The 23,851-nt window shown below is 57.9% G+C and carries 21 protein-coding genes; 13 read left to right on the plus strand and 8 right to left on the minus strand.

The features are described from left to right. Positions 1-127: 127 nt before the first annotated feature. Positions 128-493 (minus strand): cupin domain-containing protein, encoded by a 366-nt coding sequence (locus CHB79_RS12955; protein WP_010489196.1) that lies wholly within the window; start codon positions 491-493, stop codon positions 128-130. Between the two features lie 228 nt (positions 494-721). On the opposite strand from CHB79_RS12955, the gene CHB79_RS12960 reads away from it, so the two are divergent. Then, positions 722-2,215, plus strand: a complete 1,494-nt coding sequence (locus tag CHB79_RS12960) for an aldehyde dehydrogenase (RefSeq protein ID WP_010489197.1) — start codon at positions 722-724, stop codon at positions 2,213-2,215. Positions 2,216-2,456: 241 nt separating this feature from the next. Next, positions 2,457-3,599, plus strand: coding sequence for an MFS transporter (locus tag CHB79_RS12965; RefSeq protein ID WP_089360214.1), 1,143 nt, complete (start codon positions 2,457-2,459; stop codon positions 3,597-3,599). Between the two features lie 12 nt (positions 3,600-3,611). Here CHB79_RS12965 and CHB79_RS12970 read toward each other — a convergent pair whose 3' ends face one another. Then, the gene (locus tag CHB79_RS12970; RefSeq protein ID WP_010489199.1) at positions 3,612-5,033 is read right to left on the minus strand and encodes an aminotransferase-like domain-containing protein; all 1,422 of its coding nucleotides are present in this window, start codon (positions 5,031-5,033) and stop codon (positions 3,612-3,614) included. 180 nt (positions 5,034-5,213) lie between these two features. Between CHB79_RS12970 and CHB79_RS12975 the strand changes: the two genes are divergently transcribed. Further along, on the plus strand, positions 5,214-5,453 hold the full coding sequence (locus CHB79_RS12975; protein WP_010489200.1) for a DUF1127 domain-containing protein: 240 nt from the start codon (positions 5,214-5,216) through the stop codon (positions 5,451-5,453). A 23-nt stretch (positions 5,454-5,476) separates the two neighbouring features. After that, positions 5,477-6,091, plus strand: a complete 615-nt coding sequence (locus tag CHB79_RS12980) for a DJ-1/PfpI family protein (protein WP_010489201.1) — start codon at positions 5,477-5,479, stop codon at positions 6,089-6,091. A 7-nt stretch (positions 6,092-6,098) separates the two neighbouring features. Here CHB79_RS12980 and CHB79_RS12985 read toward each other — a convergent pair whose 3' ends face one another. Further along, positions 6,099-7,412: an NAD(P)/FAD-dependent oxidoreductase gene (locus CHB79_RS12985; RefSeq protein WP_089360215.1), complete on the minus strand. Its 1,314-nt coding sequence runs from the start codon at positions 7,410-7,412 to the stop codon at positions 6,099-6,101. Positions 7,413-7,585: 173 nt separating this feature from the next. Between CHB79_RS12985 and CHB79_RS12990 the strand changes: the two genes are divergently transcribed. Then, positions 7,586-7,939: a YkgJ family cysteine cluster protein gene (locus CHB79_RS12990; RefSeq protein ID WP_089360216.1), complete on the plus strand. Its 354-nt coding sequence runs from the start codon at positions 7,586-7,588 to the stop codon at positions 7,937-7,939. A 2-nt stretch (positions 7,940-7,941) separates the two neighbouring features. Here the strand turns inward: CHB79_RS12990 and dadR are convergent, their stop codons facing one another. After that, a complete protein-coding gene (dadR, locus tag CHB79_RS12995) occupies positions 7,942-8,430 on the minus strand; it encodes a transcriptional regulator DadR (protein ID WP_010489204.1) in 489 nt (162 codons plus the stop codon). 156 nt (positions 8,431-8,586) lie between these two features. Here dadR and dadA point away from each other — a divergent pair, with 156 nt between their 5' ends. The 6 genes from dadA (at position 8,587) to CHB79_RS13025 (ending at position 15,122) form a co-directional block, all read left to right on the plus strand. Then, positions 8,587-9,885 carry a D-amino acid dehydrogenase gene (dadA, locus tag CHB79_RS13000; RefSeq protein ID WP_089360217.1) on the plus strand — a complete coding sequence of 433 codons (1,299 nt, stop codon included), beginning with the start codon at positions 8,587-8,589 and terminating at the stop codon, positions 9,883-9,885. Continuing rightward, the gene (locus CHB79_RS13005) at positions 9,860-10,213 is read left to right on the plus strand and encodes a RidA family protein (RefSeq protein WP_089360218.1); all 354 of its coding nucleotides are present in this window, start codon (positions 9,860-9,862) and stop codon (positions 10,211-10,213) included. Before dadA ends, CHB79_RS13005 begins: the two co-directional genes overlap by 26 nt. A gap of 125 nt (positions 10,214-10,338) precedes the next feature. Then, entirely contained in the window at positions 10,339-11,412 is a 1,074-nt protein-coding gene (gene alr, locus CHB79_RS13010; protein ID WP_089360219.1) for an alanine racemase, read from the plus strand. 124 nt (positions 11,413-11,536) lie between these two features. Continuing rightward, the gene (locus CHB79_RS13015; protein WP_089360220.1) at positions 11,537-12,085 is read left to right on the plus strand and encodes a cupin domain-containing protein; all 549 of its coding nucleotides are present in this window, start codon (positions 11,537-11,539) and stop codon (positions 12,083-12,085) included. Positions 12,086-12,302: 217 nt separating this feature from the next. Further along, entirely contained in the window at positions 12,303-12,728 is a 426-nt protein-coding gene (locus CHB79_RS13020; protein ID WP_089360368.1) for a c-type cytochrome, read from the plus strand. Positions 12,729-12,980: 252 nt separating this feature from the next. Then, positions 12,981-15,122: an acetyl-CoA hydrolase/transferase C-terminal domain-containing protein gene (locus tag CHB79_RS13025; RefSeq protein ID WP_089360221.1), complete on the plus strand. Its 2,142-nt coding sequence runs from the start codon at positions 12,981-12,983 to the stop codon at positions 15,120-15,122. 52 nt (positions 15,123-15,174) lie between these two features. On the opposite strand, the gene CHB79_RS13030 is transcribed toward CHB79_RS13025, so the two are convergent. Both CHB79_RS13030 and rep read right to left on the minus strand, forming a co-directional pair. After that, positions 15,175-15,747 carry a xanthine phosphoribosyltransferase gene (locus CHB79_RS13030; protein WP_010489210.1) on the minus strand — a complete coding sequence of 191 codons (573 nt, stop codon included), beginning with the start codon at positions 15,745-15,747 and terminating at the stop codon, positions 15,175-15,177. 167 nt (positions 15,748-15,914) lie between these two features. After that, positions 15,915-17,924 carry a DNA helicase Rep gene (gene rep / locus CHB79_RS13035; protein ID WP_089360222.1) on the minus strand — a complete coding sequence of 670 codons (2,010 nt, stop codon included), beginning with the start codon at positions 17,922-17,924 and terminating at the stop codon, positions 15,915-15,917. Between the two features lie 356 nt (positions 17,925-18,280). On the opposite strand from rep, the gene CHB79_RS13040 reads away from it, so the two are divergent. Beyond that, entirely contained in the window at positions 18,281-19,957 is a 1,677-nt protein-coding gene (locus tag CHB79_RS13040; RefSeq protein ID WP_089360369.1) for a putative bifunctional diguanylate cyclase/phosphodiesterase, read from the plus strand. On the opposite strand, the gene CHB79_RS13045 is transcribed toward CHB79_RS13040, so the two are convergent. Both CHB79_RS13045 and CHB79_RS13050 read right to left on the minus strand, forming a co-directional pair. Further along, positions 19,954-21,339: a NorM family multidrug efflux MATE transporter gene (locus tag CHB79_RS13045; protein WP_089360223.1), complete on the minus strand. Its 1,386-nt coding sequence runs from the start codon at positions 21,337-21,339 to the stop codon at positions 19,954-19,956. The genes CHB79_RS13040 and CHB79_RS13045 overlap by 4 nt on opposite strands. An 11-nt stretch (positions 21,340-21,350) precedes the next feature. Further along, entirely contained in the window at positions 21,351-22,679 is a 1,329-nt protein-coding gene (locus CHB79_RS13050; protein ID WP_089360224.1) for an NAD(P)/FAD-dependent oxidoreductase, read from the minus strand. A 101-nt stretch (positions 22,680-22,780) separates the two neighbouring features. Between CHB79_RS13050 and CHB79_RS13055 the strand changes: the two genes are divergently transcribed. Further along, positions 22,781-23,701: a LysR substrate-binding domain-containing protein gene (locus tag CHB79_RS13055; RefSeq protein ID WP_089360225.1), complete on the plus strand. Its 921-nt coding sequence runs from the start codon at positions 22,781-22,783 to the stop codon at positions 23,699-23,701. The last annotated feature ends 150 nt before the right edge of the window (positions 23,702-23,851 follow it).

Raw genomic sequence — 23,851 nt, forward strand, 5'->3', positions numbered from 1 at the left:
CACCACGGCGGGCTTTTTCTTGCCCTGAGTTTCACCTCGGCAAATCATCAGGAGCCTGCCCGATAAACGCCAGGCAATAAAAATCCCGCGCATGACGGGATTTTTGTGTTGGCTCGTTGCGCCGGGCTCAGTCGCCGGCCTGTTCGAAGATCACGTAGACCTTGCGGCAGGGTTCAAGCACTTCCCAGGTGCCGGAAAAGCCCGCCGGGATCACAAAGCGGTCGCCCACACGCAACGTCTTGGCATTGCCGTCCTTGTCACGCAGGACTGAGACGCCCTGCAGGATTTCGCAGTATTCGTGTTCGCTGTAGTTAACCGTCCACTGGCCGACGGCACCCTCCCAAATACCCGTATTGAACTGGCCGCATGGGCTGGCGTAGTGATTGCGTACACTTTGTGCGGGGTCGCCCTTGAGAATTTTTTCGGCCGCTGGGCGGTAGCTTTCCAGGGGGCTGTTGATTTGGGCGAAGTCGACAATCTGCTCAATTTTCATCTGTGGCATCTCTGCGTATTGGCTTGTTGTGCGGGGTCAGGCATATGGCGCTGGCTGAGTCTATGTTTAATAAAATGAACATGACAAGGCTGTTTGCGGCTTATTTGTCAAATATATTGAAAATGTAGAGTCCTCTGGTTTAGTGTTGCGGGCAGGAATAGCCTTACAGAATTATTGACAGTGCGCACACCAGATGTGCGGCACTCTTTACCGATAGAGGAAGCTTGCATGACTAGCCTGACTCGCGCCGACTGGGAACAGCGCGCCAAGACGTTGAAGATTGAGACTCGTGCGTTTGTACATGGTGAGTACTGCTCGTCTGAGTCTGGTGAAACCTTTGAATGCATCAGCCCGGTTGATGGCCGCTTGCTGGGTAATGTCGCCAGCTGTGACTTGGCCGATGCCGAGCGCGCGGTGCGTGATGCGCGCGCCACCTTTAATTCCGGTGTGTGGTCGCGCATGGCGCCGGCCAAGCGCAAGAAGATCATGATTCGCTTTGCTGAATTGATCGAGGAACACGCCGAAGAGCTGGCGCTGCTGGAAACCCTGGACATGGGCAAGCCGATCAGCGACTCGCTGAATATCGACATGTCGGCTGCGGCCAATGCCATTCGCTGGAACGGCGAGGCTATCGACAAGGTTTACGATGAAGTCGCAGCGACCGCGCACGACGAGCTGGGCCTGGTCACGCGCGAGCCAATCGGCGTGGTGGCAGCTATTGTGCCTTGGAATTTCCCGTTGTTGATGAGCTGCTGGAAGCTTGGCCCGGCACTGGCGACTGGTAACTCAATCATCCTCAAGCCATCGGAAAAGTCACCTTTGACCGGTATTCGTGTTGCCAAGTTGGCTATCGAGGCCGGGATTCCTGCGGGCGTATTCAACGTGCTGCCAGGTTTTGGTCACACGGTGGGCAAGGCCTTGGCCTTGCACATGGATGTCGACACGCTGGTATTTACCGGTTCGACCAAAATCGCCAAGCAGTTGATGATCTACGCGGGCGAGTCGAATATGAAGCGTGTTTGGCTGGAGGCCGGTGGCAAGAGCCCGAATATCGTTTTTGCCGATGCGCCTGATTTGCAGGCCGCTGCCGAATCTGCCGCTGGCGCTATTGCCTTCAACCAGGGCGAAGTCTGCACTGCAGGTTCGCGCTTGTTGGTCGAGCGCTCGATCAAGGACAAGTTCTTGCCGCTGGTGGTTGAAGCTATCAAAGGCTGGAAGGCAGGCAATCCGCTTGACCCGGATACCAATGTCGGTGCGCTGGTCGATACCCAGCAGATGAATAACGTGTTGCGCTACATCGACGCTGGCCATAAGGACGGCGCCAAGCTGGTTGCGGGTGGCAAGCGGGTGATGGAAGAATCGGGCGGTACTTATGTCGAACCGACCATCTTCGACGGCGTAAGCAATGCAATGACCATCGCCCAGGAAGAAATTTTCGGCCCGGTGCTGTCGGTGATCGCCTTTGATGATGCCGAGGAAGCGATTGCGATCGCCAACGACACCATCTACGGTTTGGCCGCAGCCGTGTGGACCAGTAATCTGTCGAAGGCGCACATGACTGCCAAGGCCCTGCGCGCTGGCAGCGTCTGGGTCAACCAGTACGACGGCGGTGACATGACTGCGCCATTCGGTGGCTTCAAGCAATCGGGTAACGGTCGCGACAAGTCACTGCACGCGTTCGACAAGTACACTGAACTGAAAGCAACTTGGATTAAATTATAAGTTGCAGGCAAGGCGTTCGCGCTTTGCCTGAAGGATCTCTGGAAAAGGTAGCGAGCGACGGGCTGGTCCCAAGGGCGAGCGCAGTGGTTTTCCAGGGGTTTGCTAAGGTCCGTCTCTAGTCAAGAGGCCGGCTCGGATGAGCCAAGCCTGCGGCCGGGTTTTCCGGGGAGTCATTTCCCCAGAGAGCCTGGCCGTTTTGCTTTTCGCGGTGCAGGGCAATAACTATAAAAGGAGCCTGGTAATGCGTTGGGGTACTTATTTCGCCGTGTCCATGGCAGTGATCAGCATCGGCCTGGCACTGGGTGTGACCATGCCGCTGGTGTCGCTGCGCCTTGAGAGTTGGGGCTATGGAGGGTTCGCCATCGGTGTGATGGCCGCCACCCCGGCTGTTGGGGTATTGCTCGGTGCCTCGCTGGCCGGGCGCCTGGCGGGGCGGTTGGGGACCACGACGTTAATGCAGACCTGCCTGCTGGTCGGCGCGCTGTCGGTGGCGATGCTGGCTTTGGTACAAAACTATACGGTGTGGCTATTGCTGCGCTTGCTGCTGGGCGTTGCCCTGACCATGGTGTTTATTCTGGGCGAGAGCTGGATTAACCAGTTGGCGGTGGAAAAGTGGCGTGGTCGCCTGGTGGCGCTCTATGGCACCGGTTATGCCCTGAGCCAGCTGTCAGGGCCGTTGCTCTTGAATGCCCTTGGCACTGAAAGCGATCGCGCTTTCTGGACCGGCACCGGCCTGCTGATTGGGGGCTCGTTGATCTTGCTGGGTCGCACCGGCGCGCCCAAGGTTGATGGCCACAGTGCTTCGTCAAAAGGGCTGTTGGGGTTTTGTAGCAAGATGCCAGCGATTGCCTGGGCGGTAGCCTTGTTCGCCGCTTTCGAGTCGATGATGCTGACGCTCTTGCCGATCTATGGATTGCGCCAGGGTTTCAGTCAGGACGTTGCGCTCTTTATGGTCAGCGTTGTTGTGGTTGGCGATGCTGTCTTGCAACTCCCCATTGGCTGGCTGGCAGACCTGATGTCGCGGCGTAATTTGTTCCGTGGCTGCGGTGTGGTGCTGCTGTGTTCAAGCCTGAGTATTCCGCTGGCATTGCATTCACCCTTGATCTGGCCGGTGCTGGTGCTGTTCGGCGCCAGTGCGGGTGGTTTGTTTACCCTGTCACTGATTCAGATTGGCGAGCGTTTTCGCGACGATGCGCTGGTGCGCGCCAATGCCCATGTTTCTCAGTTGTGGGGGATTGGCTGCCTGCTTGGGCCGTTGCTTACCGGTGCGGCCAGCCAGTGGGTCAGCGGCCATGCCTTGCCGCTGTTGATGGCGCTGGGGGCAGCGGGTTTTGTGGTGCTGGCATGGCGCCCAGAGCCGCAGCAAGTGGTCGTTACCTCCTGAGGCGCGGGTGGCTCAATCGGGCGAGGCGAGTAGTTGTGCAACTGTCTCGCCAACCTTGCGCACGGCATCCTCGATCTCTGCAGTAGCCTTGGTGGCGTAGTTCAGGCGCAGGCAATTACGGTACTTGCCGGTTGCCGAGAAAATACTGCCTGGCGCGATCTGGATGGCGTGCGGTAGCAGGGCGCGATTCAGGCGCTGGCTGTCGAACTGGCGATCCAGTTCGATCCACAGCATAAAGCCCCCGTCTGGCTGGCTGACGCGCGTACCCGGTGGAAAGTAGCGGCTCACCCAATTGGTCATCAGGTCGCGATTTCGGGCGTACTGGCTGCGCATGCGTCGCAGGTGTGGCTCGTAATGGCCGGCAGCGATGTATTCCGCCAGGGCCAGCTGCGGCAACTGCGCGGCCATGCCGGTGCCTATGTATTTCAAATGCAGGATTTTCTGCAGGTAGCGACCCGGTGCGATCCAGCCGATGCGCAGGCCGGGCGCCAGGGTTTTCGAGAATGAACTGCACAGCAGTACCCGGCCGTCTTCGTCATAGGATTTGATCGTACGTGGGCGTGGGTAGCTGTAAGCCAGTTCGCCATAGACATCATCTTCGATAATCGCCACGTCATAACGCTGGGCAAGTTCGAGCAGGGCGCGCTTGTTGGCGTCCGGCATGATGTAGCCCAGTGGGTTGTTGCACGTCGGCGTCAGCTGGATGGCTTTGATCGGCCATTGCTCAAGTGCCAGTTCAAGCGCTTCAAGGCTGATACCGGTCAAGGGGTCGGTGGGCAGTTCCAGCGCCTTCATGCCAAAGCCCTTCAGTGCCTGCATAACACCGTGAAAGCTTGGCGAATCGACTGCAATCACATCGCCCGGTTTGCAGGTTGCGCCGATTGCCGCTGATAGCGCTTCATGGCAGCCGGTGGTGGTGACTATATCCTCGGCCGGAATCTGGCAGCCGGAGTCGAGCATCAGGCGGGAAATCTGCTCGCGCAAGGCGGGATCGCCATTGATGCAACCGTAACTGAGTTCGATCACGCTTTGCCGCCGGCTGAGACGCGATATGGAGCGCAGCAGGGGTTTGAGGGTGGGGCTGCTGATATCCGGCATGCCGCGACCCAGTTGCAAGACAGGACTACCGGGCGGGATGCTGATCAGTTCAAGTACGTTGTCCCACTGCGAGACATCCAGCGGCCGCTGGGCCGCGCGGTTGACCATCGGCAGCTCGGGTTTCTGGCGACTCGGTGGTACGAAGTAACCGGACTTCGGGCGCGGAGTCGCCATGCCTTGGTCTTCAAGGTGGCGATAGGCTTGCTGCACCGTGCTCAGGCTGACACCGTGTTCGACGCTCAATGCGCGCACCGAAGGCAGGCGATCCCCAGGGCGATACAGGCCCTGTTCGATGCGGGAGCTGATCATGTTGGCGAGGTCGATATAGAGCGTCATGGGGCATCTCGCAGGCTAGGTAACTGAGTGCAGACCAGTACAGTTTCGCCTGGATTTTACAATTCAGTCAGCATTTAGCCATATCTGTATGGTTTTAATATGTGTTTTTTGAATCTGTCATGATTTTGCTGCAAGCGCCATTCTTTACTCTCGAAATGACTGAATTCCAGGAGCAAGGAGATGAATGGTTTAAGCGATGTCCGTTTGACGCTCGGTCAGCAAGAGTTGCAGCAAGATGCCACGCCGCGCATGTCTACACCTGCAGACTATGGTCCGCCGGTATCACGTTGGACCCGCCTGCTGCGTCGCATCAGTACGCGTCGGGCATTGTTGACGCTCAATGACCAGCAATTGGCGGATATCGGGCTGACGCGCGCGCAGGCAAATCGCGAAGCCAATCTACCGTTTTGGAAGCTTTGAGTCGGCGGCTTGGAGATAGCTGAATGAACATCGCAATTTTGACATTTGAAGGATTCAACGAACTCGATTCATTCATTGCCGCCGGCATATTGAATCGGATGAAAGGCCAAGGCTGGAATGTGCAGATTAGCTGTCCTGATGACCATGTCACCTCAATGAATGGGGTCAGGATTGCAGCGCAGCAGCCCCTGGAGTTTGCCAATAGCGCCGATGTGGTGTTGGTCGGGAGCGGTATCTACACCCGCGAGATTGCCAAGGACCGGGCAATACTGGATCGCTTGAAGCTGGACCCCGCCAGGCAATTGGTCTGCGCACAATGCTCGGGCACCTTGTTGCTTTCGGTATTAGGCGTCTTGAATGGGCTCCCGGCCTGCACCGACCTGACCACCAAGCCCTGGGTTGTCGAGTCGGGTGTCGAGGTATTGAATCAGCCATTTTTCGCCGAGGGCAATATCGCCACGGCTGGCGGCTGCATGGCTTCGCAATACTTGGCGACGTGGATCATCGCCAAGCTGGCTGGCGCCGAGGCTGCTGCATCGGCGATTCACTATGTGGCACCGGTGGGCGAGAAAGATGTCGCCGTTGCGCATAGCCTGTCGGTGGTCCAGCCTTACATTGCGCAGCCTGCACTTGCCTAGGCCAGGCCTACAGCACTTCTTTCATCCGGTGCCAGAGCATGCCCAGCGCGAGCAAGGGCGAACGCAGGTATTTTCCGCCCGGGAAGGTCATGTGCGGCACCTTGTCGAACAGGTCGAAGCCGGTGCTGGCCTGATTGGCGATGGCTTCACCCAGTAGCTTGCCCGCCAGGTGTGTTGCGTTGACGCCGTGGCCGGAATAAGCCTGGGCGTAAAACACATTGTGCCGACCCTTGAGGCGCCCGATCTGCGGCAGGCGGTTGGCGCCGATACCGATCATGCCGCCCCATTGGAAGTCGATCCTGGTGTTTTTCAGCTCTGGGAAGACTTCCAGCATTTTTGGGCGCATATAGCCGCTGATGTCTTCAGGGTCACGACCTGAATAGTGGCAGGCGCCACCAAACAATAAGCGGTTGTCTGCTGACAGGCGGTAATAATCCAGGGCGACACGTTGATCACAGAGCGCCATGTTTTTTGGAATGATCGCCTGCGCTTGTTCGACGCTCAAGGGTTCGGTGGCGATGATATAGCTGCCCGCCGGCAGTACCTTGCCACCAAGGTTGCTGTTGAGATCGCCAAGGTAGGCGTTGCAGGCCAGGACCAGGTTGTTGGCCCGTACGACGCCATTAGCGGTATGGACCTTGACCTCGGCACCATACTCAATGCGGGTGACGGTGGAGTCTTCAAAGAGCTGTACACCCAATGCTTGCGCCGCAGCGGCTTCGCCCAATGCCAGGTTGAGTGGGTGCAAGTGCCCTGAGCCCATGTCGATCAAGCCACCGACGTAGCGGTCTGAGCCAACCACTTCGTGCATTTGGTTTGGTTGCAGCAGGCGCAATTCGTGCTGGTAGCCAAGGCTTTTCAGCTCGGCGGCATCTTCGGCGAAGCCTTCGAGGTCGCGTGGCTTGTTGGCCAGGTCGCAATAGCCCCATGTCAGGTCGCAGTCGATGCTGAATTGCTCGACGCGCTTGCGCACGATATCAACGGCTTCGAGGCCCATCAGCTTGAGTTCGCGCACGCCTTGGGCGCCAATTACCGACTCAAACTGCTCGACGCCATGACCAACGCCACGAATCAGTTGGCCGCCATTACGGCCGCTGGCGCCCCAGCCTATCTTGCGGGCTTCGAGCAGTACTACCGAAAGGCCTTTCTGGGCCAGTTCAATCGCCGTGTTGAGCCCCGAGAAACCCCCACCGACAATGCACACATCAGCGCGTAGCTCACCTCCCAAGGGTTGCAGCGCAATAGTGCGATTCGCGCTGGCGGCGTAATAGGAAGCAGCATGCTGATTGTTGTGAACCGGTTGGTGAACGCGGGCGTTCATGTGCGAAATCCTGTTTATTATGTTTGGAAAATTTTACGAAGCATAAGCGCGGACTTCCTTGATCGCCAAGTGCCAGCGGCAAATAAACCGATAATCCGACGATTTTGTTTGCCAGTTGGCAGTGATCCGGTCCTAACCGGTTACCATGGGTTCCCTAGCCAAGAGGTGCTTCGATGAGCTGTACCAGCCGTAAGATTGATCACCTGCGCCTGCATATTCCGCGCTTTGACTGCATACCTGGCTGTCACGATTGCTGCGGGCCGGTCACTGCCTCCTCAGAAGAAATGTCGCGGCTGCCGCACAAGAGCGATGCCGAGCACGCGGCGGCGCTGGATGAGCTGAACTGCGTGCACCTGGGACCACAAGGCTGTGAGGTGTACGACCAGCGCCCGCTGATTTGTCGTCTGTTTGGCACCACGCCGCGCCTGCCATGCCCCCATGGGCGTGGTCCGGATGAACCTGTTGATCCGCAGGTCGAGCAGCAGGTGCACAGGTTGATTGCAACCACTCGTCAGGTGCTGGTCTAGGCTTATTCCGGCACGGGCAGGGTGAGGCTTTCCTTAACCTCTTCCATGACGATGTAGCTCTTGGATTCGCGTACGTGCGGCAGCTTGAGCAGGATGTCGCCGAGCAACTTGCGGTACGACGCCATCTCGTTGATCCGGGCCTTGACCAGATAATCGAAATCGCCCGATACCAGATGACACTCCAGTACATGTGGCAGTTTGAGTACTGCGCGGCGGAACTCTTCGAAGGTGTCGCCCGATTTGTAATCCAGGCTGATCTCGACAAAAACCAACAGGCTGGCCTTGAGGTTCTGCGGATTGAGGCGGGCGTGGTAACCCATGATGATGCCTTCGCGCTCAAGCCTGCGTACCCGTTCGGTGCAGGGCGTGGTCGACAAACCCACGCGTTCGCCGAGTTCGGTAAAGGATATGCGGCCATCTTCCTGCAGGATACGCAGGATGTTGCGGTCAATCTTGTCCAGATCGCGGCGGGACTGATGCTGGGTGCGCATAAGAAATACTCCTCCGTCCAAGCGGGTTTTTCCGAGAGTTATTACTAAATATAGGCTGATGTTTAGTTAATTGCACTGCTCGATGATTCATATACTAGCCGCATCTACTCTCATGACAAAAAACGCCAGTGCATAGTCTCGGCGAGGAGAAAAATGATGCGGGTTCTGGTTCTCGGTAGTGGTGTGATTGGCACCGTCAGCGCTTACTATTTGGCTCGTCAGGGTTTTGAGGTGGTCGTGGTCGACCGTCAGGACGGCCCTGCGCTGGAAACCAGCTTCGCCAATGCCGGCCAGGTTTCACCTGGTTATGCATCTCCTTGGGCTGCACCGGGCGTTCCGCTCAAGGCAATCAAGTGGCTGCTGCAAAAACATGCACCGCTGGCAATCAAGGCCACTGGCGATGTTGACCAGTACCTGTGGATGGCGCAAATGCTGCGCAACTGCACGGCCAGCCGTTATGCGGTAAACAAAGAGCGCATGGTTCGCCTGTCTGAATATAGCCGTGACTGCCTTGACGAGTTGCGCGCCGAAACCGGTATCGCGTACGAAGGCCGCAGCCTTGGCACCACCCAGTTGTTCCGTACCCAGGCGCAGGTTGATAACGCCGCTAAAGACATTGCTGTGCTCAAGCAGTCGGGCGTACCGTTCGAGCTGCTCGATCGCGAGGGCATTGCTCGCGTTGAACCCGCTCTGGCAAGTGTTACCGATAAACTGGCCGGTGCCCTGCGTTTGCCGAATGACCAGACTGGCGACTGCCAGATGTTCACCACCAAGCTGGCCGAGATGGCTCGCAAGCTGGGTGTCGAGTTCCGCTTCGGCCAGAACATCGAACGTATTGAAGCGCTGGGTGACCGGGTCAACGGCGTGTGGATCGATGGCAAGCTGGAAACCGCAGATCGCTATGTCCTGGCGCTAGGCAGCTTCAGCCCGCAACTGCTCAAGCCGCTGGGTATCCGTGCTCCGGTTTATCCACTCAAGGGCTACTCGCTGACCGTGCCTATTGTGAATCCGGATATGGCGCCGATGTCGACCATTCTTGATGAAACCTACAAAGTGGCGATGACCCGCTTTGATAAGCGCATCCGGGTTGGCGGCATGGCTGAAATCGCCGGTTTTGACATGAGCTTGAATCCACGTCGCCGCGAAACCCTGGAAATGCTGGTCGGGGATCTTTATCCACAGGGCGGCGATCTGGCCCAGGCTGAATTCTGGACCGGCCTGCGTCCGGCAACCCCAGACGGTACGCCGATTGTAGGCGGCACTCGCTACCGCAACCTGTTCTTGAATACCGGTCACGGCACCCTGGGTTGGACCATGGCTTGTGGTTCCGGGCGCTTCCTGGCGGACACCATGGCGTCCAAGCGTCCGCAGATCAGCGCCGAAGGCCTGGATATTTCTCGTTATAGCCGTACCAAGGAAGCAGAAAAACATGGCTCTACAGCGCCTGCGCACTGAAACCCGTTACAGCGAAATAGTTATCCACAACGGCACTGTCTACTTGGCTGGCCAGTTGGCGGATGACTACAACGCCGACGCCAGCGAACAAACCCGGCAAACCCTGGCCAATATCGATTTGATGTTGAGCGAAGCGGGCACCGACAAAAGCCGAATTTTGTCGGTGACTATTTATCTGAAGGACATGGCGCGTGACTATGCCAGTCTCAATCAGGTTTGGGATGCCTGGGTTGCACCCGGCACGGCACCGGCCCGCGCTGCAGTCGAGGCCAAGATGTATCGCCCGGATGTACTGGTGGAGATGAGCGTCATTGCCGCTCTGCCGTAAAGCCCCGAATGTTTTCAGAGGCTCCTGGGCCTGTGAAGTGGTTTCAACTGTCATGTGTCACCATCTAGCCCAGTCCCGCTGGGCTTTTTTTAATCAAGCCAGCCATCTGCCAAGAAGTTCAATTTATGCGACCAGCCCGTGCCCTGATTGATCTCAATGCCTTGCGCCACAACTACCGTTTGGCCCGTGAAATCTCGGCCGCCAAAGCCCTTGCCGTGATCAAGGCCGATGCCTATGGGCATGGCGCGGTTCGTTGTGCCCAGGCGCTTGCTGATGAAGTTGATGGTTTTGCGGTGGCCTGTATCGAAGAGGCGCTGCAACTGCGCGAAGCGGGTATAGCTCAGCCAATCCTGCTGCTTGAAGGCTTTTTTGAGCCTCAAGAGTTGGTGCTGATCGAGCAGCACAGGCTTTGGTGTGTGGTGCATTCGATGTGGCAACTTGAAGCGCTTGAACAGGCGAACCTCAGCCAGCCGCTGACCATTTGGTTGAAGCTTGATTCCGGTATGCATCGCGTCGGCCTGCATCCAGACGACTTCGCTGCGGCTTACCAGCGCCTGATGAAATGTGCGCAGGTGGAAAAAATCGTACTGATGAGCCACTTTGCCCGCGCCGATGAACTTGACTGCTCGTGCAGTGCTGAGCAAGTCGCGGTTTTTGAACAGGCCCGCGAAGGTCTTGATGCCGAGGTTAGCTTGCGCAATTCGCCAGCGCTGCTGGGATGGCCCGATGTGCCCAGTGACTGGGTGCGCCCGGGCATCATGCTCTATGGCGCAACCCCGTTTGAGCAGGCCCAGGCTGTGGCCGCGCGGTTGCAGCCGGTAATGACCCTAGAGTCGAAAATCATCAGCGTGCGTGAACTGCCGGCAGGGCAGCCGGTGGGTTATGGCGCGCGCTTTGTCACTGAGCGACCAACCCGCGTGGGTGTAGTTGCCATGGGCTATGCCGATGGTTATCCACGTCATGCGCCGACAGGCACGCCGGTGATGATTGACGGTAAGCCAAGCCGGCTGATTGGCCGGGTGTCGATGGACATGCTGACGGTCGATTTGACTGATTTGCCGGATTCCGGGCTAGGCAGCCGAGTCGAATTATGGGGCAAGCAGGTGCTGGCAAGCGATGTCGCCGCCCATGCCGGGACAATTCCCTACCAGTTGTTTTGCAACCTGCGCCGCGTGCCATTGCTCTATTTAGGGGGTTAATAACTGAAAGTGCGGTTCTAACTATTCGGATGGGCAATATTTAGGCACAAACTGTTGTAAATACTGAACGCTATTGCCATGATACGGCTACTTTTTCCGTATTTTCCCGAGGGGGACGCAAGCATTGGACGTCGGTGTACGACTGCAATCCATCCGTAAGTTAAAAGGCCTTTCCCAGCGTGAACTCGCCAAGCGTGCGGGTGTCACCAACAGCACTATTTCGATGATCGAAAAGAACAGTGTAAGCCCCTCGATCAGTTCGTTGAAAAAGGTGTTGGCGGGTATCCCTATGTCGCTGGTGGAGTTTTTCTCCCTCGACGTGGAACAGGACAGCAATACTCAAGTCGTCTACAAGGCGAATGAGCTGATTGATATCTCCGATGGCGCCGTGACCATGAAACTGGTCGGCAAGGCTCATCCCAGCCGTGCTATCGCCTTCCTCTCAGAAACCTACCCACCTGGCGCCGATACCGGCAACGAGATGCTCAATCACGAAGGCGAAGAAGCCGGGATGCTGATTGAGGGCCGGCTTGAACTGGTGGTTGGTAGTGAAAGCTATATCCTCGAAAAGGGGGATAGCTACTACTTTGAGAGCAGTAAACCGCACCGTTTTCGTAACCCCTACGATGAACCCGCCAAGCTGATCAGCGCGACAACACCGGCGAATTTCTGACGGATTCGTCAACAACGCTGTGCCGGGGGTTTCGCGTTATTGCTGTGGAAACTCCCGAAAATACAGCCTGTACCGAGTCGGCGGGCCGGTTGAGCGACAAGTCTGGCCGCAACTGCGGCATTTGGTGTGTTCCAGCTTGCAGGGCTTCTCGTTATACTTAGATCCCGCTCGCGAAACCGTGGCCGCGGGCGAACCAAGCCACGATGAGGGTGTAAGCGTGAATATGATTAAAAAAATGTTGGTTGCTCCTGCAGCCGTGCTGGCTATCTGGGCTGCTTCTGCCCAAGCAGCGACTGACGATGCAATTGCTGCTCGTTTGAAGCCAGTGGGTGAAGTCTGTGTTCAGGGCGAAGAGTGCAAGGGCGTTGAAATTGCTTCCGCTGCTGCAGGCGGTGGCGGTGCCAAGTCTCCAGATGACATCATCGCGGGCCATTGCGGTGCTTGCCACTCGACAGGCGTATTGGGTGCACCAAAAATCGGTGACACTGCTGCCTGGAAAAAACGTGCTGACGAGCAGGGCGGTATAGACGGTCTGCTGGCTAAAGCCATCACCGGTATCAATGCCATGCCGCCTAAGGGCACTTGTGGCGATTGCTCCGACGAAGAGCTCAAGGCGACCATCGAGAAAATGTCCGGCCTGTAAGCCGACAGTTTCCTTGGCGCCGCAACAGAGCGGCGGGTCATCGGAAACACCCTGCGCGGGTTAGCTCGCGCAGGGTGTTTTCGTTTCCGGGGTATAGAAACCCGCCGTGCGGCGTGAAGCATGACGCCTGGCCCGCAGAGGCAGTTGGTCGTCATTGCGAGCAATGGGCTGACATAGATTTTTGCTTCGGGGCGTAATTGCGATGCGGGTATAGTCGAACTGGAGAGATCAGCTAAGCGCAAGGAGTGCTTGATGCCGCAATTGTGTTCGATTGATGACGCTGTAGAGCGAGTCCTGCGCGAAATTGACGGGCCTATCCATCTTGGCCTGCCGCTTGGCCTTGGCAAGCCCAACACTTGGGTGAATGCGCTCTACCAGCGCTGCAAACAACTGCCTGAGCGCGAACTCAACATCTACACGGCCCTTTGCCTGGGGCGCCCGCATGCCGAGCAGGGCTTGCAACAACGTTTTTTGCAGCCGTTCGTGGAGCGTGTGTTTGCCGATTACCCCGAGTTGGACTTTCTCGGCGACCTGCGTCGTGGCGAGTTGCCGGCAAATATCCGGGTCGAGCAGTTTTTCATGCAGCCCGCAAGCATGCTCAATAATGACCAGGCGCAGCAAAACTACGTCAGCAGCAATTACAGCCATGCTGCGCGCGATATCAATAGCCGGGGTCTCAATGTCCTGGCGCAACTAGTGGCTACTGATCCGCTGCGACCTGAACACTTCAGCCTGAGCTGCAACCCGGACATCACCCTTGACCTGTTGCCGATGCTGGACAAGCGCCGAGCCAATGGCGAGAAAATCCTCTATCTGGCCCAGGTTCATAGCCAACTGCCCTATATGGCGGGTGATGCCGAGATTGCCTGTGAGCGCTTTGACATCCAACTGCAAGACGCTGAGACATCGGCCTTGTTCTCAACCCCCAATATGCCGATCAGCTTGCAAGATCATTGCATTGGCATGCATGCCAGCACCCTGGTGCGCGATGGCGGTACCTTGCAAATTGGCATTGGCTCCATGGGCGATGCGGTCACCGCCGCACTCTTGGCGCGGCATGCCAACAACAGCCAGTACAAGGCGTTGCTTGAAGCATTGAATTGCACACCCGACTGGCACGAGTTGGCGGGGCAGGTTGGTGGTACCGAGGCCTTTGACAAAGGGTTGTACGGCTGCAGCGAGATGTTCGTCAACGGCTTGTTGTTACTGGCTGATGCCGGGGTCATCCGGCGTGCGGTATACCCGGAGTTGCTGGTGCAGCAACTGGCCTCTGACGGGGCGCTGGATGAACAAGGCAGGCCACGCAGTGTCCAGGCCCTGCTTGATGCCGGGTTGCCCTCCAGGCTTGATGAACGCCGCTTGGCCGAGTTGCAGGGCCATGGCTTGCTTACCAATGAAATCCGCCTGGTTGAAGGGCAGCTGGAGCTGCCGTCGGCTTTGGTGCCGGCGGACCTGGCGAACCCACAGACCCAGCACGCCCTGGTCGACTATTTGCGGCCGGCCAATAACGCCGTGGTCTTGCATGGCGGTTTCTTCCTCGGGCCGCGCTCATTCTACGAGCGCTTGAACGAACTGAGCTTCGAGCAACGCCAACGCTACGCCATGACCGGTATCTGCTTTATCAACGAGCTTTACGGGCAGGAGCAGTTAAAGCGGTTGCAGCGCCGCGATGCGCGCTTTATCAACACGGCATTTACCATGACCTTGATGGGCGCCGCGGTGTCTGACCAGCTTGAAAACGGTCGTGTGCTCAGTGGCGTTGGCGGCCAGTACAACTTTGTTGCCCAGGGCCATGCGCTTGAAGATGCACGCTCAATATTGCTGCTGCGCAGTTGGCGTGAGGCCGATGGCGAGGTTCGCTCAAATATTGTCTGGACCTATGGCCACGCCACGATTCCACGGCATCTGCGCGATATTGTGATCAGCGAATACGGCATTGCCGATTTGCGCGGCAAAAGTGATTCGCAGGTGATAGAGGCCTTATTGAAGATCAGTGACTCGCGTTTCCAGGCCGAGTTGATCGCGCAAGCGCAAGCCAATGGCAAGCTCGACAAAGCCTTCGAGCTCGACCCTGCCTACCGCAATAACCTGCCCGAACGCCTGGAGGCGTTGCAAACCGAGCATGGCCCATTGTTCGATGAGTTTGCCCTGGGCTGCGATTTCACCCCTGTGGAGCGCGACTTGCTGCGCGCCCTGACCTGGCTCAAGCGCAAATTCAAGCTCTCGGAGATATTGCGTCTTGGCAAGGCCACGCTTGAAGCGCCCGAGCCCGAGGCGTTTATGGACCATTTGCAGCGCATGGGCCTGGCTCAGCCAGATGGCTTGCGAGAGGAGTTGTACCAGCGATTGGTATTGGCGGGCTTGCAGGCTACGCAAGGCGTCGGTAAGCGTTGACCGCCAACGCGCTGGCGGGCAGCCCGGCAAAGCCTGCCCGCCAGTGCTGTTCTTACTCGAGAAAGCTGACCTTGCCGTCCGCCAGCGAACTGATACGCGCCAGTGATTCAACGCGAAAACCTTGTTGGTCCAGCTCGTTGCGGCCCACCTGGAATGACTTCTCGATTACCACGCCAATTCCGGCGATGCTGGCTCCAGCCTGCTGGATCACGTCGATCAATGCTTTGGCCGCGCGCCCGTTAGCCAGGAAGTCGTCGATGACCAGCACATGATCATCGGCGGTCAGGTGTTTGGCCGAGACGGCAATGGTGCTTTCTGTCTGCTTGGTAAAGGAGTAGACCTTGGATGTGAGCAGGTTGTCCTTGAGCGTCAGCGACTGGTATTTGCGGGCAAAAATGACCGGAATCCCGAGCTCCAGCCCCGCCATTACTGCCGGAGCAATACCAGAGGCCTCGATGGTGACGATTTTTGTGATCTTCTGGTCGCGAAAGCGGACCGCGAATTCATGTCCAATCTGCTGCATCAGCTTGGGATCAATCTGATGGTTTAAAAAAGCATCGACTTTAAGTACCTGCTCTGAGAGCACAATGCCTTCTTCGCGAATTTTTTGTTTCAGCGCTTCCACGCAACAGCCCTCATTTAGTGTGAAACCCCAGTCTATGCTGGGGTGTTTGCCCTTTGCCTGGCCTTAGGCGTCTCTGAAGTCAGTTGCGCCGGGCGTTCCGGGATGGAGCGGCCCAGCGCGCAAATTTTCCAAGAGTGCCTGGCCCATAATGGGCGATAGAAAACCGTCTATTTTTTCAGCATTGCCCGCAGGTCCGCCAGTGCCGCATTGCCACGAGCGGCCTTGACTTCAACCGGGGCTTCTTCCAAACCTTCCCACTGCAAGTCCTCGGGTGGCAACTCATCGAGAAAGCGGCTGGACGTGCAGTCGATTATCTCACCGTATTGTTTGCGCTTGGAAGCGAAGGTGAACGCCAGGGTTTCGCGCGCGCGGGTGATACCAACGTAGGCCAGGCGCCGCTCTTCTTCAATGGTGTCGGCTTCGATACTGGAGCGGTGCGGAAGGATTTCCTCTTCCATGCCGATGATAAATACGTATGGAAACTCAAGGCCTTTGGAGGCATGCAATGTCAGCATCTGCACGCCATCTGCACCTTCTTCCTCCTCTTGCTGGCGTTCGAGCATGTCGCGCAATACCAGCTTGCCAATGGCGTCCTCGATGGTCATGTCGCCGTCCTCGTCACGTTCGAGGGTGTTTTTCAACGCCTCGATCAGAAACCAGACATTACCCATGCGCGCATCGGCTACTTTGTCGTTGGAGGCGTTCTGGCGCAGCCAGTTCTCGTAATCGATGTCCATTACCATGCTGCGCAACGCCGCGATGGGGTCGTTCTGCGCACACTGCTGGCGTACGCCGTCCATCCAACGGGTAAAGCGTGCCAGACGTTCGGTGAAGCGGCTGTCGAGGTGTTCACCCAAGCCAATTTCGCCCGCCGCCTGGTACATGCTGACCTTACGCTCGGTGGCGTAGTTGCCCAGTTTTTCGAGGGTCGCCGAGCCTATCTCGCGGCGAGGCACGTTGATCACCCGTAAAAAGGCATTGTCGTCATCGGGGTTCACCAGCAGGCGGAAATAGGACATCAAATCCTTCACCTCCTGGCGGGCGAAGAAGCTGGTGCCGCCGCTGAGGCGATAAGGAATCTGGTGATGCTGGAGCTTGAGCTCCATCAGCTTGGCCTGGTAATTACCCCGATAAAGGATGGCGAAGTCGTTGTAGGGGCGATCGGTGCGCAGGTGCAGGGTGAGGATTTCCATGGCCACGCGCTCGCACTCGGCGTCTTCGTTGCGGCAACGGATTACGCGAATCTCATCACCCACGCCCATCTCGCTCCAGAGTTGTTTCTCGAAGGCGTGTGGATTATTGGAAATCAGGGTGTTGGCACACCTGAGGATGCGGCTGGTGGAGCGGTAGTTCTGCTCCAGCATGACAATCTTCAGTGAGGGGTAGTCTTCCTTGAGCAGCATCAGGTTTTCCGGCCGCGCACCCCGCCAGGCATAGATCGACTGGTCGTCATCGCCAACCACGGTGAACTGGTTGCGGGTGCCGACCAGGAGTTTTACCAGCAAATACTGGCTGGCGTTGGTGTCTTGGTATTCGTCGACCAGCAGGTAGCGAATTCGGTTCTGCCATTTTTCCAGGATGTCGGCATGTTCCTGAAACAGCTTTACTGGCATCAGGATCAGGTCATCGAAGTCGACTGCGTTATAGGCCTTCAAGGTGCGCTGGTAATGCAGGTAGACGATGGCCGCGGTCTGTTCTTTAGGGTTGCGTGCTTCGGCCAGTGCCTGATCGGGCAGTATCAGGTCGTTTTTCCATGAGCCGATGTAGTTCTTGATCTCGTCAATGCCGTCATCACCGGCATACTCTTTTTGCATGATATCGCTGAGCAGCGCCTTGATATCACCTTCGTCGAAGATCGAGAACCCTGGTTTATAACCCAGGCGTGCGTATTCCTTGCGGATAATGTTCATGCCCAGGTTATGAAAGGTCGAAACCGTCAGCCCCCGCGCTTCGGCGCCTTTAAGCAGCGTGCCGACGCGTTCTTTCATCTCGCGCGCGGCCTTGTTGGTAAAGGTCATGGCGACAATGTGGCTCGCGCGAATGCCGCAGTTCTGCACCAGGTGGGCGATCTTGCGGGTGATGACGCTGGTCTTGCCGGAGCCAGCACCGGCGAGCACCAAAAGAGGGCCGCCGACGTAGTTCACGGCTTCCTGCTGCCGAGGGTTCAGTCGGGACATTACAGTTATCACATGGAGAGTGGGCGCGCATTTTAACAGGCTCAGCGCTTTGTGCCTCGACCTTCTGGAACTGTGTGTTAGCGCACGGAGTTAGATCAGGCGGGCTTGGTTCTTCTGTGAATTACAGTAGTCTGCGTGGCGATAACATGCATTTGTATGGTGGTTGAAGGTCGGCGGCGTTTGATCGTGGTCAATTAGCTCCTACGCCAACCGGGTAACCTCATCTGAGGGGTACTTGTCGAAGGCTCTACTTTAGAGCAGGATGCGTGAGCACAGCAGGGATGTGCGGACTAGACGCCAAAAATGGCGCATTTGGCGAGGATGCCACTGCATTATTTTGTCTTTGGGGAGGTTGTTTGTCTGCGTTCGTCGAGCCCTTAACGCTGATCCTGCTTGCCGAGGATTCCTCATGGCCTGCGCTCTTGCATGAGTGCCTGCTGCCTTGGGGCGGAGCGTATTCGATTATTTCAGCCGCCTCATGGAGCATCGCGCGTAACCTGTACGGCAACCATGGCAACACCGTCCTGTTGACCACGCCGAGCCACCAGCCTTCTCTGGGTGTTTGTCCGCTACCGATTATCTTGTTGCTCGAGCAAGAGCCTCTCGATGAGCCCCAAGGTATCAACGATTGGCTGGTCCGCTCACAACTGACCCCGGATGTACTGCGGCGTTGCTTGCGTTATGTGCAAGAGCACGGTTCGCTCAAGCATACCCTCAACCGTTTGGCCGAGCAGGATGCGCTCACGGGAATTGCCAACCGCCAAGGTTTCCAGACCCTGCTCACCGCCCGGCTAGCGGCGGCCGATAGCCGGGGCCTGGCGCTTGGCCATCTGGATTTGGATAACTTTCGGCATGTAAACGATGCCTTGGGGTTTCAGGCCGGCGACAACCTGATCCTGCAAGTGGTAGCGCGGCTAAAGTCGGTCCTGCAATCGGGGGATCAAATAGCACGCTTGGGCAGCGACGAGTTTGCGGTGCTGCTCGATACCCGACGGGACGCACTGCGCGCAGAGCGCTTTGCCGAGCGGGTAACCGAAGTGTTGGCCGAGCCCTATTGGGTCGATGGCGAGAGCCTTATGCTCGGTTGCAGCCTTGGGCTTGCACACGCCCGGGCGAATGCGGGGCCTGATCCGCTGATGTGGCACGCGCACATTGCCATGCAGCAGGCGAAGAACCAGCAAGGTTGCACCTCGTATATTTATGATGAGCGGATCAATCACAACGCGCGTAGCCAAGCAGATCTCGAAAGCGAATTGCGCCGTGCGCTGCGCCGCGATGAACTGGAGCTGCATTATCAACCGCGTCTTTGCCTGAAAACCGGCAACATTGTTGGGCTTGAGGCCTTGGTGCGTTGGCGCCACGCTACCCGTGGCCTGCTTGCGCCCAATGAATTTGTGCCGCTGGCCGAAGAAAGCGGCCTTATCGTGCCGCTCGGCTACTGGGTCATCTCCCGTGCCCTGCGTGACATGCAGTGGCTGCGTGGGCGTGGGCTGGAGCCGCTGCATATGGCGGTCAACCTGTCATTCCGCCAGTTCCAGGACAGCCAGCTGCTGCCAACGCTCAAGCGCTTGATCGATGAGCGCGGGATTGATGCCCAGTGGCTTGAGTTTGAGCTGACCGAAACCGCCATCATGCGCCGCAGCGACCATGTGCGCCAGACCATGCTGGCCTTGGGAGAGTTGGGCGTGCGTTTCTCGCTGGATGATTTTGGCACTGGATTCTCTTCGTTCGTCCACCTCAACAGCCTGCCGATCACCTTGCTGAAGATCGACAAGAGTTTTGTCGGCGGCATGTGCGAACGCTCGGAGAACCGCCTGCTGGTGCGGGCCATGATTAATTTGGCACACAACCTCAACTTGCAGGTGGTCGCCGAAGGCGTTGAAAACGCCGAGCAACTCGCCATGTTGCGTCAGTTCGGTTGTGACCAGGCGCAGGGCTTCCTAATCAGCAAGCCCATCGCTCTGAGTGAGTTGGCGAAATTTCTGGTCTACGGCGTACGAAATGTACTGCCGGGCATGAGCCAGAAGAACTAGGCCAAGTTGCTGCAGGTCTCGACCGGGTCTTGCTTGAGCATCCGCGCGGTTTTCCATTCAAAGCCCAGGCTCAGGCTGATGGCTGCGCAGGCAAGACCGCTGGCTAAACCCCACCACACACCTGCCGCGCCCCAGTCGAAGACAAATGTCAGGGCCCAGGCCATGGGCGCACCAATCAGCCAATAGCAGACCAGGCCGGTGTAGAAGGTGGTCTTGGCGTCCTTGAGTCCGCGAATCGCACCCATGGCAATGGTTTGAATACCATCAAACAGCTCAAACCAGGCCGCAATCGCCAACAAGCTGATGGCCAGCGCGATAATCGACTCAAATGCCGGGTCATTGCGGTCGAGAAACAAGCCAATCACCCATTGCGGCGCGAGCCAGAACAGCAAGGCAAAGCCGAGCATGCAGGTGGCGCCAAACATGATGCCCAGTCGACCGCTGCGCCGTGCCTCAAGCAAGCGGCCAGCGCCATAATGCTGGCCAATCCGGAAGGTCACCGCATAGGAAATGCCGACTGGCACCATAAAGGCGACATACACCGATTGCAGGGCAATTTGATGGGCGGCCATCTGCGTACTGCCCAGCGCGCCCATGCACAGCGCCGCAAAGGCAAATAGCCCTGACTCCACCGCATAGGTGCCGCCAATGGGTAAGCCAAGGCGGATAAGTTCCTTGAGTTCTTGCCAGTCTGGCTGCCAGACGCCGCGCTGCAGTGGGTAAGCGCTATAGGCGCGGTGATGCATCACATGCCAGGCCAGAATCAAGGCCATGGCGCTCATGACCAGCGAGGTGACCAGGCCGATACCAGCCAGGCCCAACTGTGGCAGGCCAAACCAACCTTTGATCAGGGCGTAGTTCAGAATGAAATTGGCCAGCGCGCCTCCAATGCTGATGGCCATGACCGGCCCGGGACGACCGATTGCACTGGTGAAGCCGCGCAGCGCCATAAAGGTCATGTAGCCGGGCAGGGCGAATACCAGGGTTGAGAGAAAGTGCATGGCGCGCTCAACGTTTTCCGGCGTTTGCTGCGCATGCCTCAGGGCCGGTTCGAGGTTCCACAGTATCAGCCCCGCCAGCAGGGCCAAGCCCCAGCCCATCCACAAGCCGTTCTGGGTCAGGCGGGTTACACCTGCCGCATCCGCAGAACCGTGGCGGATGGCAACCAGGTTGCCCACTGCACCTATGGCCCCAACACAGAAAATCGAGACAAACGAATAACACGCTGCGCCGAGCCCGCCGCCAGCCAGTTCTTGAGGGCCAAGCAGGCCCATCATCACCGTGTCGGTGAAGACCATCAATACATGTGCCAATTGCGCCGCTACCAGTGGGCCTGATAGACGCAAAATAGCCAGCAACTCAATACGGTTTGGACTCGACATGCAGGGCTTCTTCAGAAAAGTGAATAGGGTTTGCCTGCGCTGCCATCAGCAAAGCGGCCGCTACGAAATGCGCTTACATCGAGTGACGTGTTGCCCTGCGTGACCCATTGCGCCATCAACTGACCGACAATTGGGCCCATGGCGAAGCCATGGCCGCAAAAACCAGTCGCAATCAGCAGGCCGGGGATTTGGCTGGGCGCATCGAGTACAGGTATGCCGTCGGGCAAGACATCGATAAAACCGGCCCAGCTTTCTATGACGCGCACCTCATGCAAAGCCGGGAAGGCGCGCGCCAAGGCTTTTTCAGCGGCGCGAACACGGCTGGGCTCGGGCCTGGCGTGTGGGTCGCGTTCGCCGAGCGCCTTGTTTTCACCCCGTAGGCGCAACTTTATGTCATGCAGCAGCGCGCCATTGAGGTGGAAGCGGAAGCTGCGGTGATGCTCTGGCAATAAGGGCAGGTACCAGGAGGCACCGCGGATAAAGTCCAGGTTCAGGTCTATGTCGGCTTGTGCTTCATCCGCCAGGTTGAGACTGCCGTCGGCGCGTTGCCGGATGCCAATGCCGTGGCCGATAAAACTACAGCCGCCAATGTCGGGTACCGGGCTGGTGCGCGAGACCGTGCTGCGCAGCGCCTGCTGTGGAAGCTCAAGTCCAAGCGGAGCCAGCAACCGCCAACTGCTGGCCCCGGCCGCGACCAGTACGCGGCTGGTCTTCACATAGCCGCGTTCGGTTTGCACGCCACAAACCGAGCCGCTTGCTCGATCGATCGCGGTCACGCCGCACCCTTCGGCAAATACCACACCGGCCTCGGCAGCGCGTAATGCATAGCCCGGCGCTACCCGGCGCGGCTCTGCCTGGCCGTCACTGGCGGTGAACAGCCCGCCTTTTGCCGGATTGGCCAGCGCAGGCAATCTGGCAGCGACTTCACGGCTGCTGAGCAAACGGGTGTCGAGGCCATGGCTGGCGGCGACATCCAGCCAGTCATGGTACTGACGCAGGTGTTCATCATTTTCAGCCAGGTACATGCAGCCGTCCTGACGCCACTCCAAAGGTAACTGCAACTCATGCTCAAGCTGTTTCCACAACTCGATGGCAGCCATCATCAATGGCACTTCGGCCGGGTCGCGCGCCTGTTGACGCACAAAGCCCCAGGCCCGGGTCGATTGCTGGCTGGCCAGCCCGGCCTTGTCGCAGACCAACACCGACAAGCCCTTTTGCCGCAAGTAGTAGGCCGTTGCGCAGCCCATGATGCCTGAGCCGGCAATGACAATATCAACTTCGCGTGGCAGCGCGGCAGCACTGCTGATGGCGGGGTGGAGAGGGTAGCTGCCATGGGACATAAGTGGAGGCCAGGTTGAGTATTGAGCTGTGCAGTATGTGAAATTGATGGCACATGCTGCAAAATGAAAATACCTCTGTTTAGTATGAGTTTTAGTTATCCATGAGTCGCAAGCTACCGCCTTTGTACGCGTTGCGCGCCTTTGAGTCGGCCGCGCGCCACTGCTCATTCACCCAGGCCGGTGAAGAACTGGCGATCACGCAAAGCGCGGTCAGCCGCCACGTGCGCACGCTTGAGGAGTATTTCGACTGTCGTCTATTCGAGCGTTGTGGGCGCAGTCTCAAGCTCACTGAACCCGGTCGCACCTTGCTCCCTGGCCTGCGTGAAGGATTCGATGCGCTTGAGCGTTCCTGTGCACCCTTGCAGGCGGATGATGGGGTGTTGCGCCTGAAGGCGCCGTCGACCTTGACCATGCGCTGGTTGCTGGCGCGGCTTTCGCGGTTTCGCATGCTCAGCAGTGATATCGAAGTGCAACTGACTAGTGCCTGGATGGATGTCGATAAAGTCGACTTCTTGCACGAGCCCTTTGACTGCGCGGTACTGCTGAGCAGCGGAAACTTTGCCGATGACTGGGAAAGTGAGTTGCTATTCGCCGAATGGTTGATCCCGGTGTGCGCCGTCGATGTCCTGGGCGATGGCGCCTGGGACCTGGCACAACTGCAAAGCGCCGAGTTGCTCCACCCAACGCCTGATCGCCGTGATTGGCGCCAGTGGCTGCAGGCCATGAATCTGGCTGACCAGGTCCCGTTGCGTGGCGGTCAAGTGTTCGACACCCTGGAGTTGGGTATGGTCGCGGCCGCGCGCGGTTACGGGGTGTCGATCGGTGATCTGGTCATGGTCGCAGAGGATGTGGCGCAAGGCCGCCTCGGCTTGCCCTGGCCAGCAGCGGTACCCAGTGGTTCCAGCTATTACCTGGTCTGGCCCAAGGCGCGGCGTAACCAGGAACGTTTCCAGCGCTTGCGCGACTATCTGGTCAGTGAAGTCGCGGCAATGCAGCTACCACAGGTCGAGTGGATCAAATAATCGGCTGAGTGGCGCTTAAGTTCTGGGGGGCGGGGCCGATTAAGCCGACAGACTAGTGATGCATCCTTTGCTATGGGTGCTCAGGTGTATTTTTTTGTCGGAGCTTTCATGAACCCCTCTCGTTCCTCTATCACTCGGCAGCTGGCGTTG

The organism is Pseudomonas segetis (genome assembly GCF_900188155.1).
GTDB lineage: Bacteria > Pseudomonadota > Gammaproteobacteria > Pseudomonadales > Pseudomonadaceae > Aquipseudomonas > Aquipseudomonas segetis.

What these genes read in the sequence shown, in the direction of transcription:
- CHB79_RS12955 (WP_010489196.1), bottom strand. Translation starts at nt 493, where the DNA reads ATGAAAATTGAGCAGATTGTCGACTTCGCCCAAATCAACAGCCCCCTG.
- CHB79_RS12960 (WP_010489197.1), top strand. Translation starts at nt 722, where the DNA reads ATGACTAGCCTGACTCGCGCCGACTGGGAACAGCGCGCCAAGACGTTG.
- CHB79_RS12965 (WP_089360214.1), top strand. Translation starts at nt 2,457, where the DNA reads ATGCGTTGGGGTACTTATTTCGCCGTGTCCATGGCAGTGATCAGCATC.
- CHB79_RS12970 (WP_010489199.1), bottom strand. Translation starts at nt 5,033, where the DNA reads ATGACGCTCTATATCGACCTCGCCAACATGATCAGCTCCCGCATCGAA.
- CHB79_RS12975 (WP_010489200.1), top strand. Translation starts at nt 5,214, where the DNA reads ATGAATGGTTTAAGCGATGTCCGTTTGACGCTCGGTCAGCAAGAGTTG.
- CHB79_RS12980 (WP_010489201.1), top strand. Translation starts at nt 5,477, where the DNA reads ATGAACATCGCAATTTTGACATTTGAAGGATTCAACGAACTCGATTCA.
- CHB79_RS12985 (WP_089360215.1), bottom strand. Translation starts at nt 7,412, where the DNA reads ATGAACGCCCGCGTTCACCAACCGGTTCACAACAATCAGCATGCTGCT.
- CHB79_RS12990 (WP_089360216.1), top strand. Translation starts at nt 7,586, where the DNA reads ATGAGCTGTACCAGCCGTAAGATTGATCACCTGCGCCTGCATATTCCG.
- dadR (WP_010489204.1), bottom strand. Translation starts at nt 8,430, where the DNA reads ATGCGCACCCAGCATCAGTCCCGCCGCGATCTGGACAAGATTGACCGC.
- dadA (WP_089360217.1), top strand. Translation starts at nt 8,587, where the DNA reads ATGCGGGTTCTGGTTCTCGGTAGTGGTGTGATTGGCACCGTCAGCGCT.
- CHB79_RS13005 (WP_089360218.1), top strand. Translation starts at nt 9,860, where the DNA reads ATGGCTCTACAGCGCCTGCGCACTGAAACCCGTTACAGCGAAATAGTT.
- alr (WP_089360219.1), top strand. Translation starts at nt 10,339, where the DNA reads ATGCGACCAGCCCGTGCCCTGATTGATCTCAATGCCTTGCGCCACAAC.
- CHB79_RS13025 (WP_089360221.1), top strand. Translation starts at nt 12,981, where the DNA reads ATGCCGCAATTGTGTTCGATTGATGACGCTGTAGAGCGAGTCCTGCGC.
- rep (WP_089360222.1), bottom strand. Translation starts at nt 17,924, where the DNA reads ATGTCCCGACTGAACCCTCGGCAGCAGGAAGCCGTGAACTACGTCGGC.
- CHB79_RS13045 (WP_089360223.1), bottom strand. Translation starts at nt 21,339, where the DNA reads ATGTCGAGTCCAAACCGTATTGAGTTGCTGGCTATTTTGCGTCTATCA.
- CHB79_RS13050 (WP_089360224.1), bottom strand. Translation starts at nt 22,679, where the DNA reads ATGTCCCATGGCAGCTACCCTCTCCACCCCGCCATCAGCAGTGCTGCC.
- CHB79_RS13055 (WP_089360225.1), top strand. Translation starts at nt 22,781, where the DNA reads ATGAGTCGCAAGCTACCGCCTTTGTACGCGTTGCGCGCCTTTGAGTCG.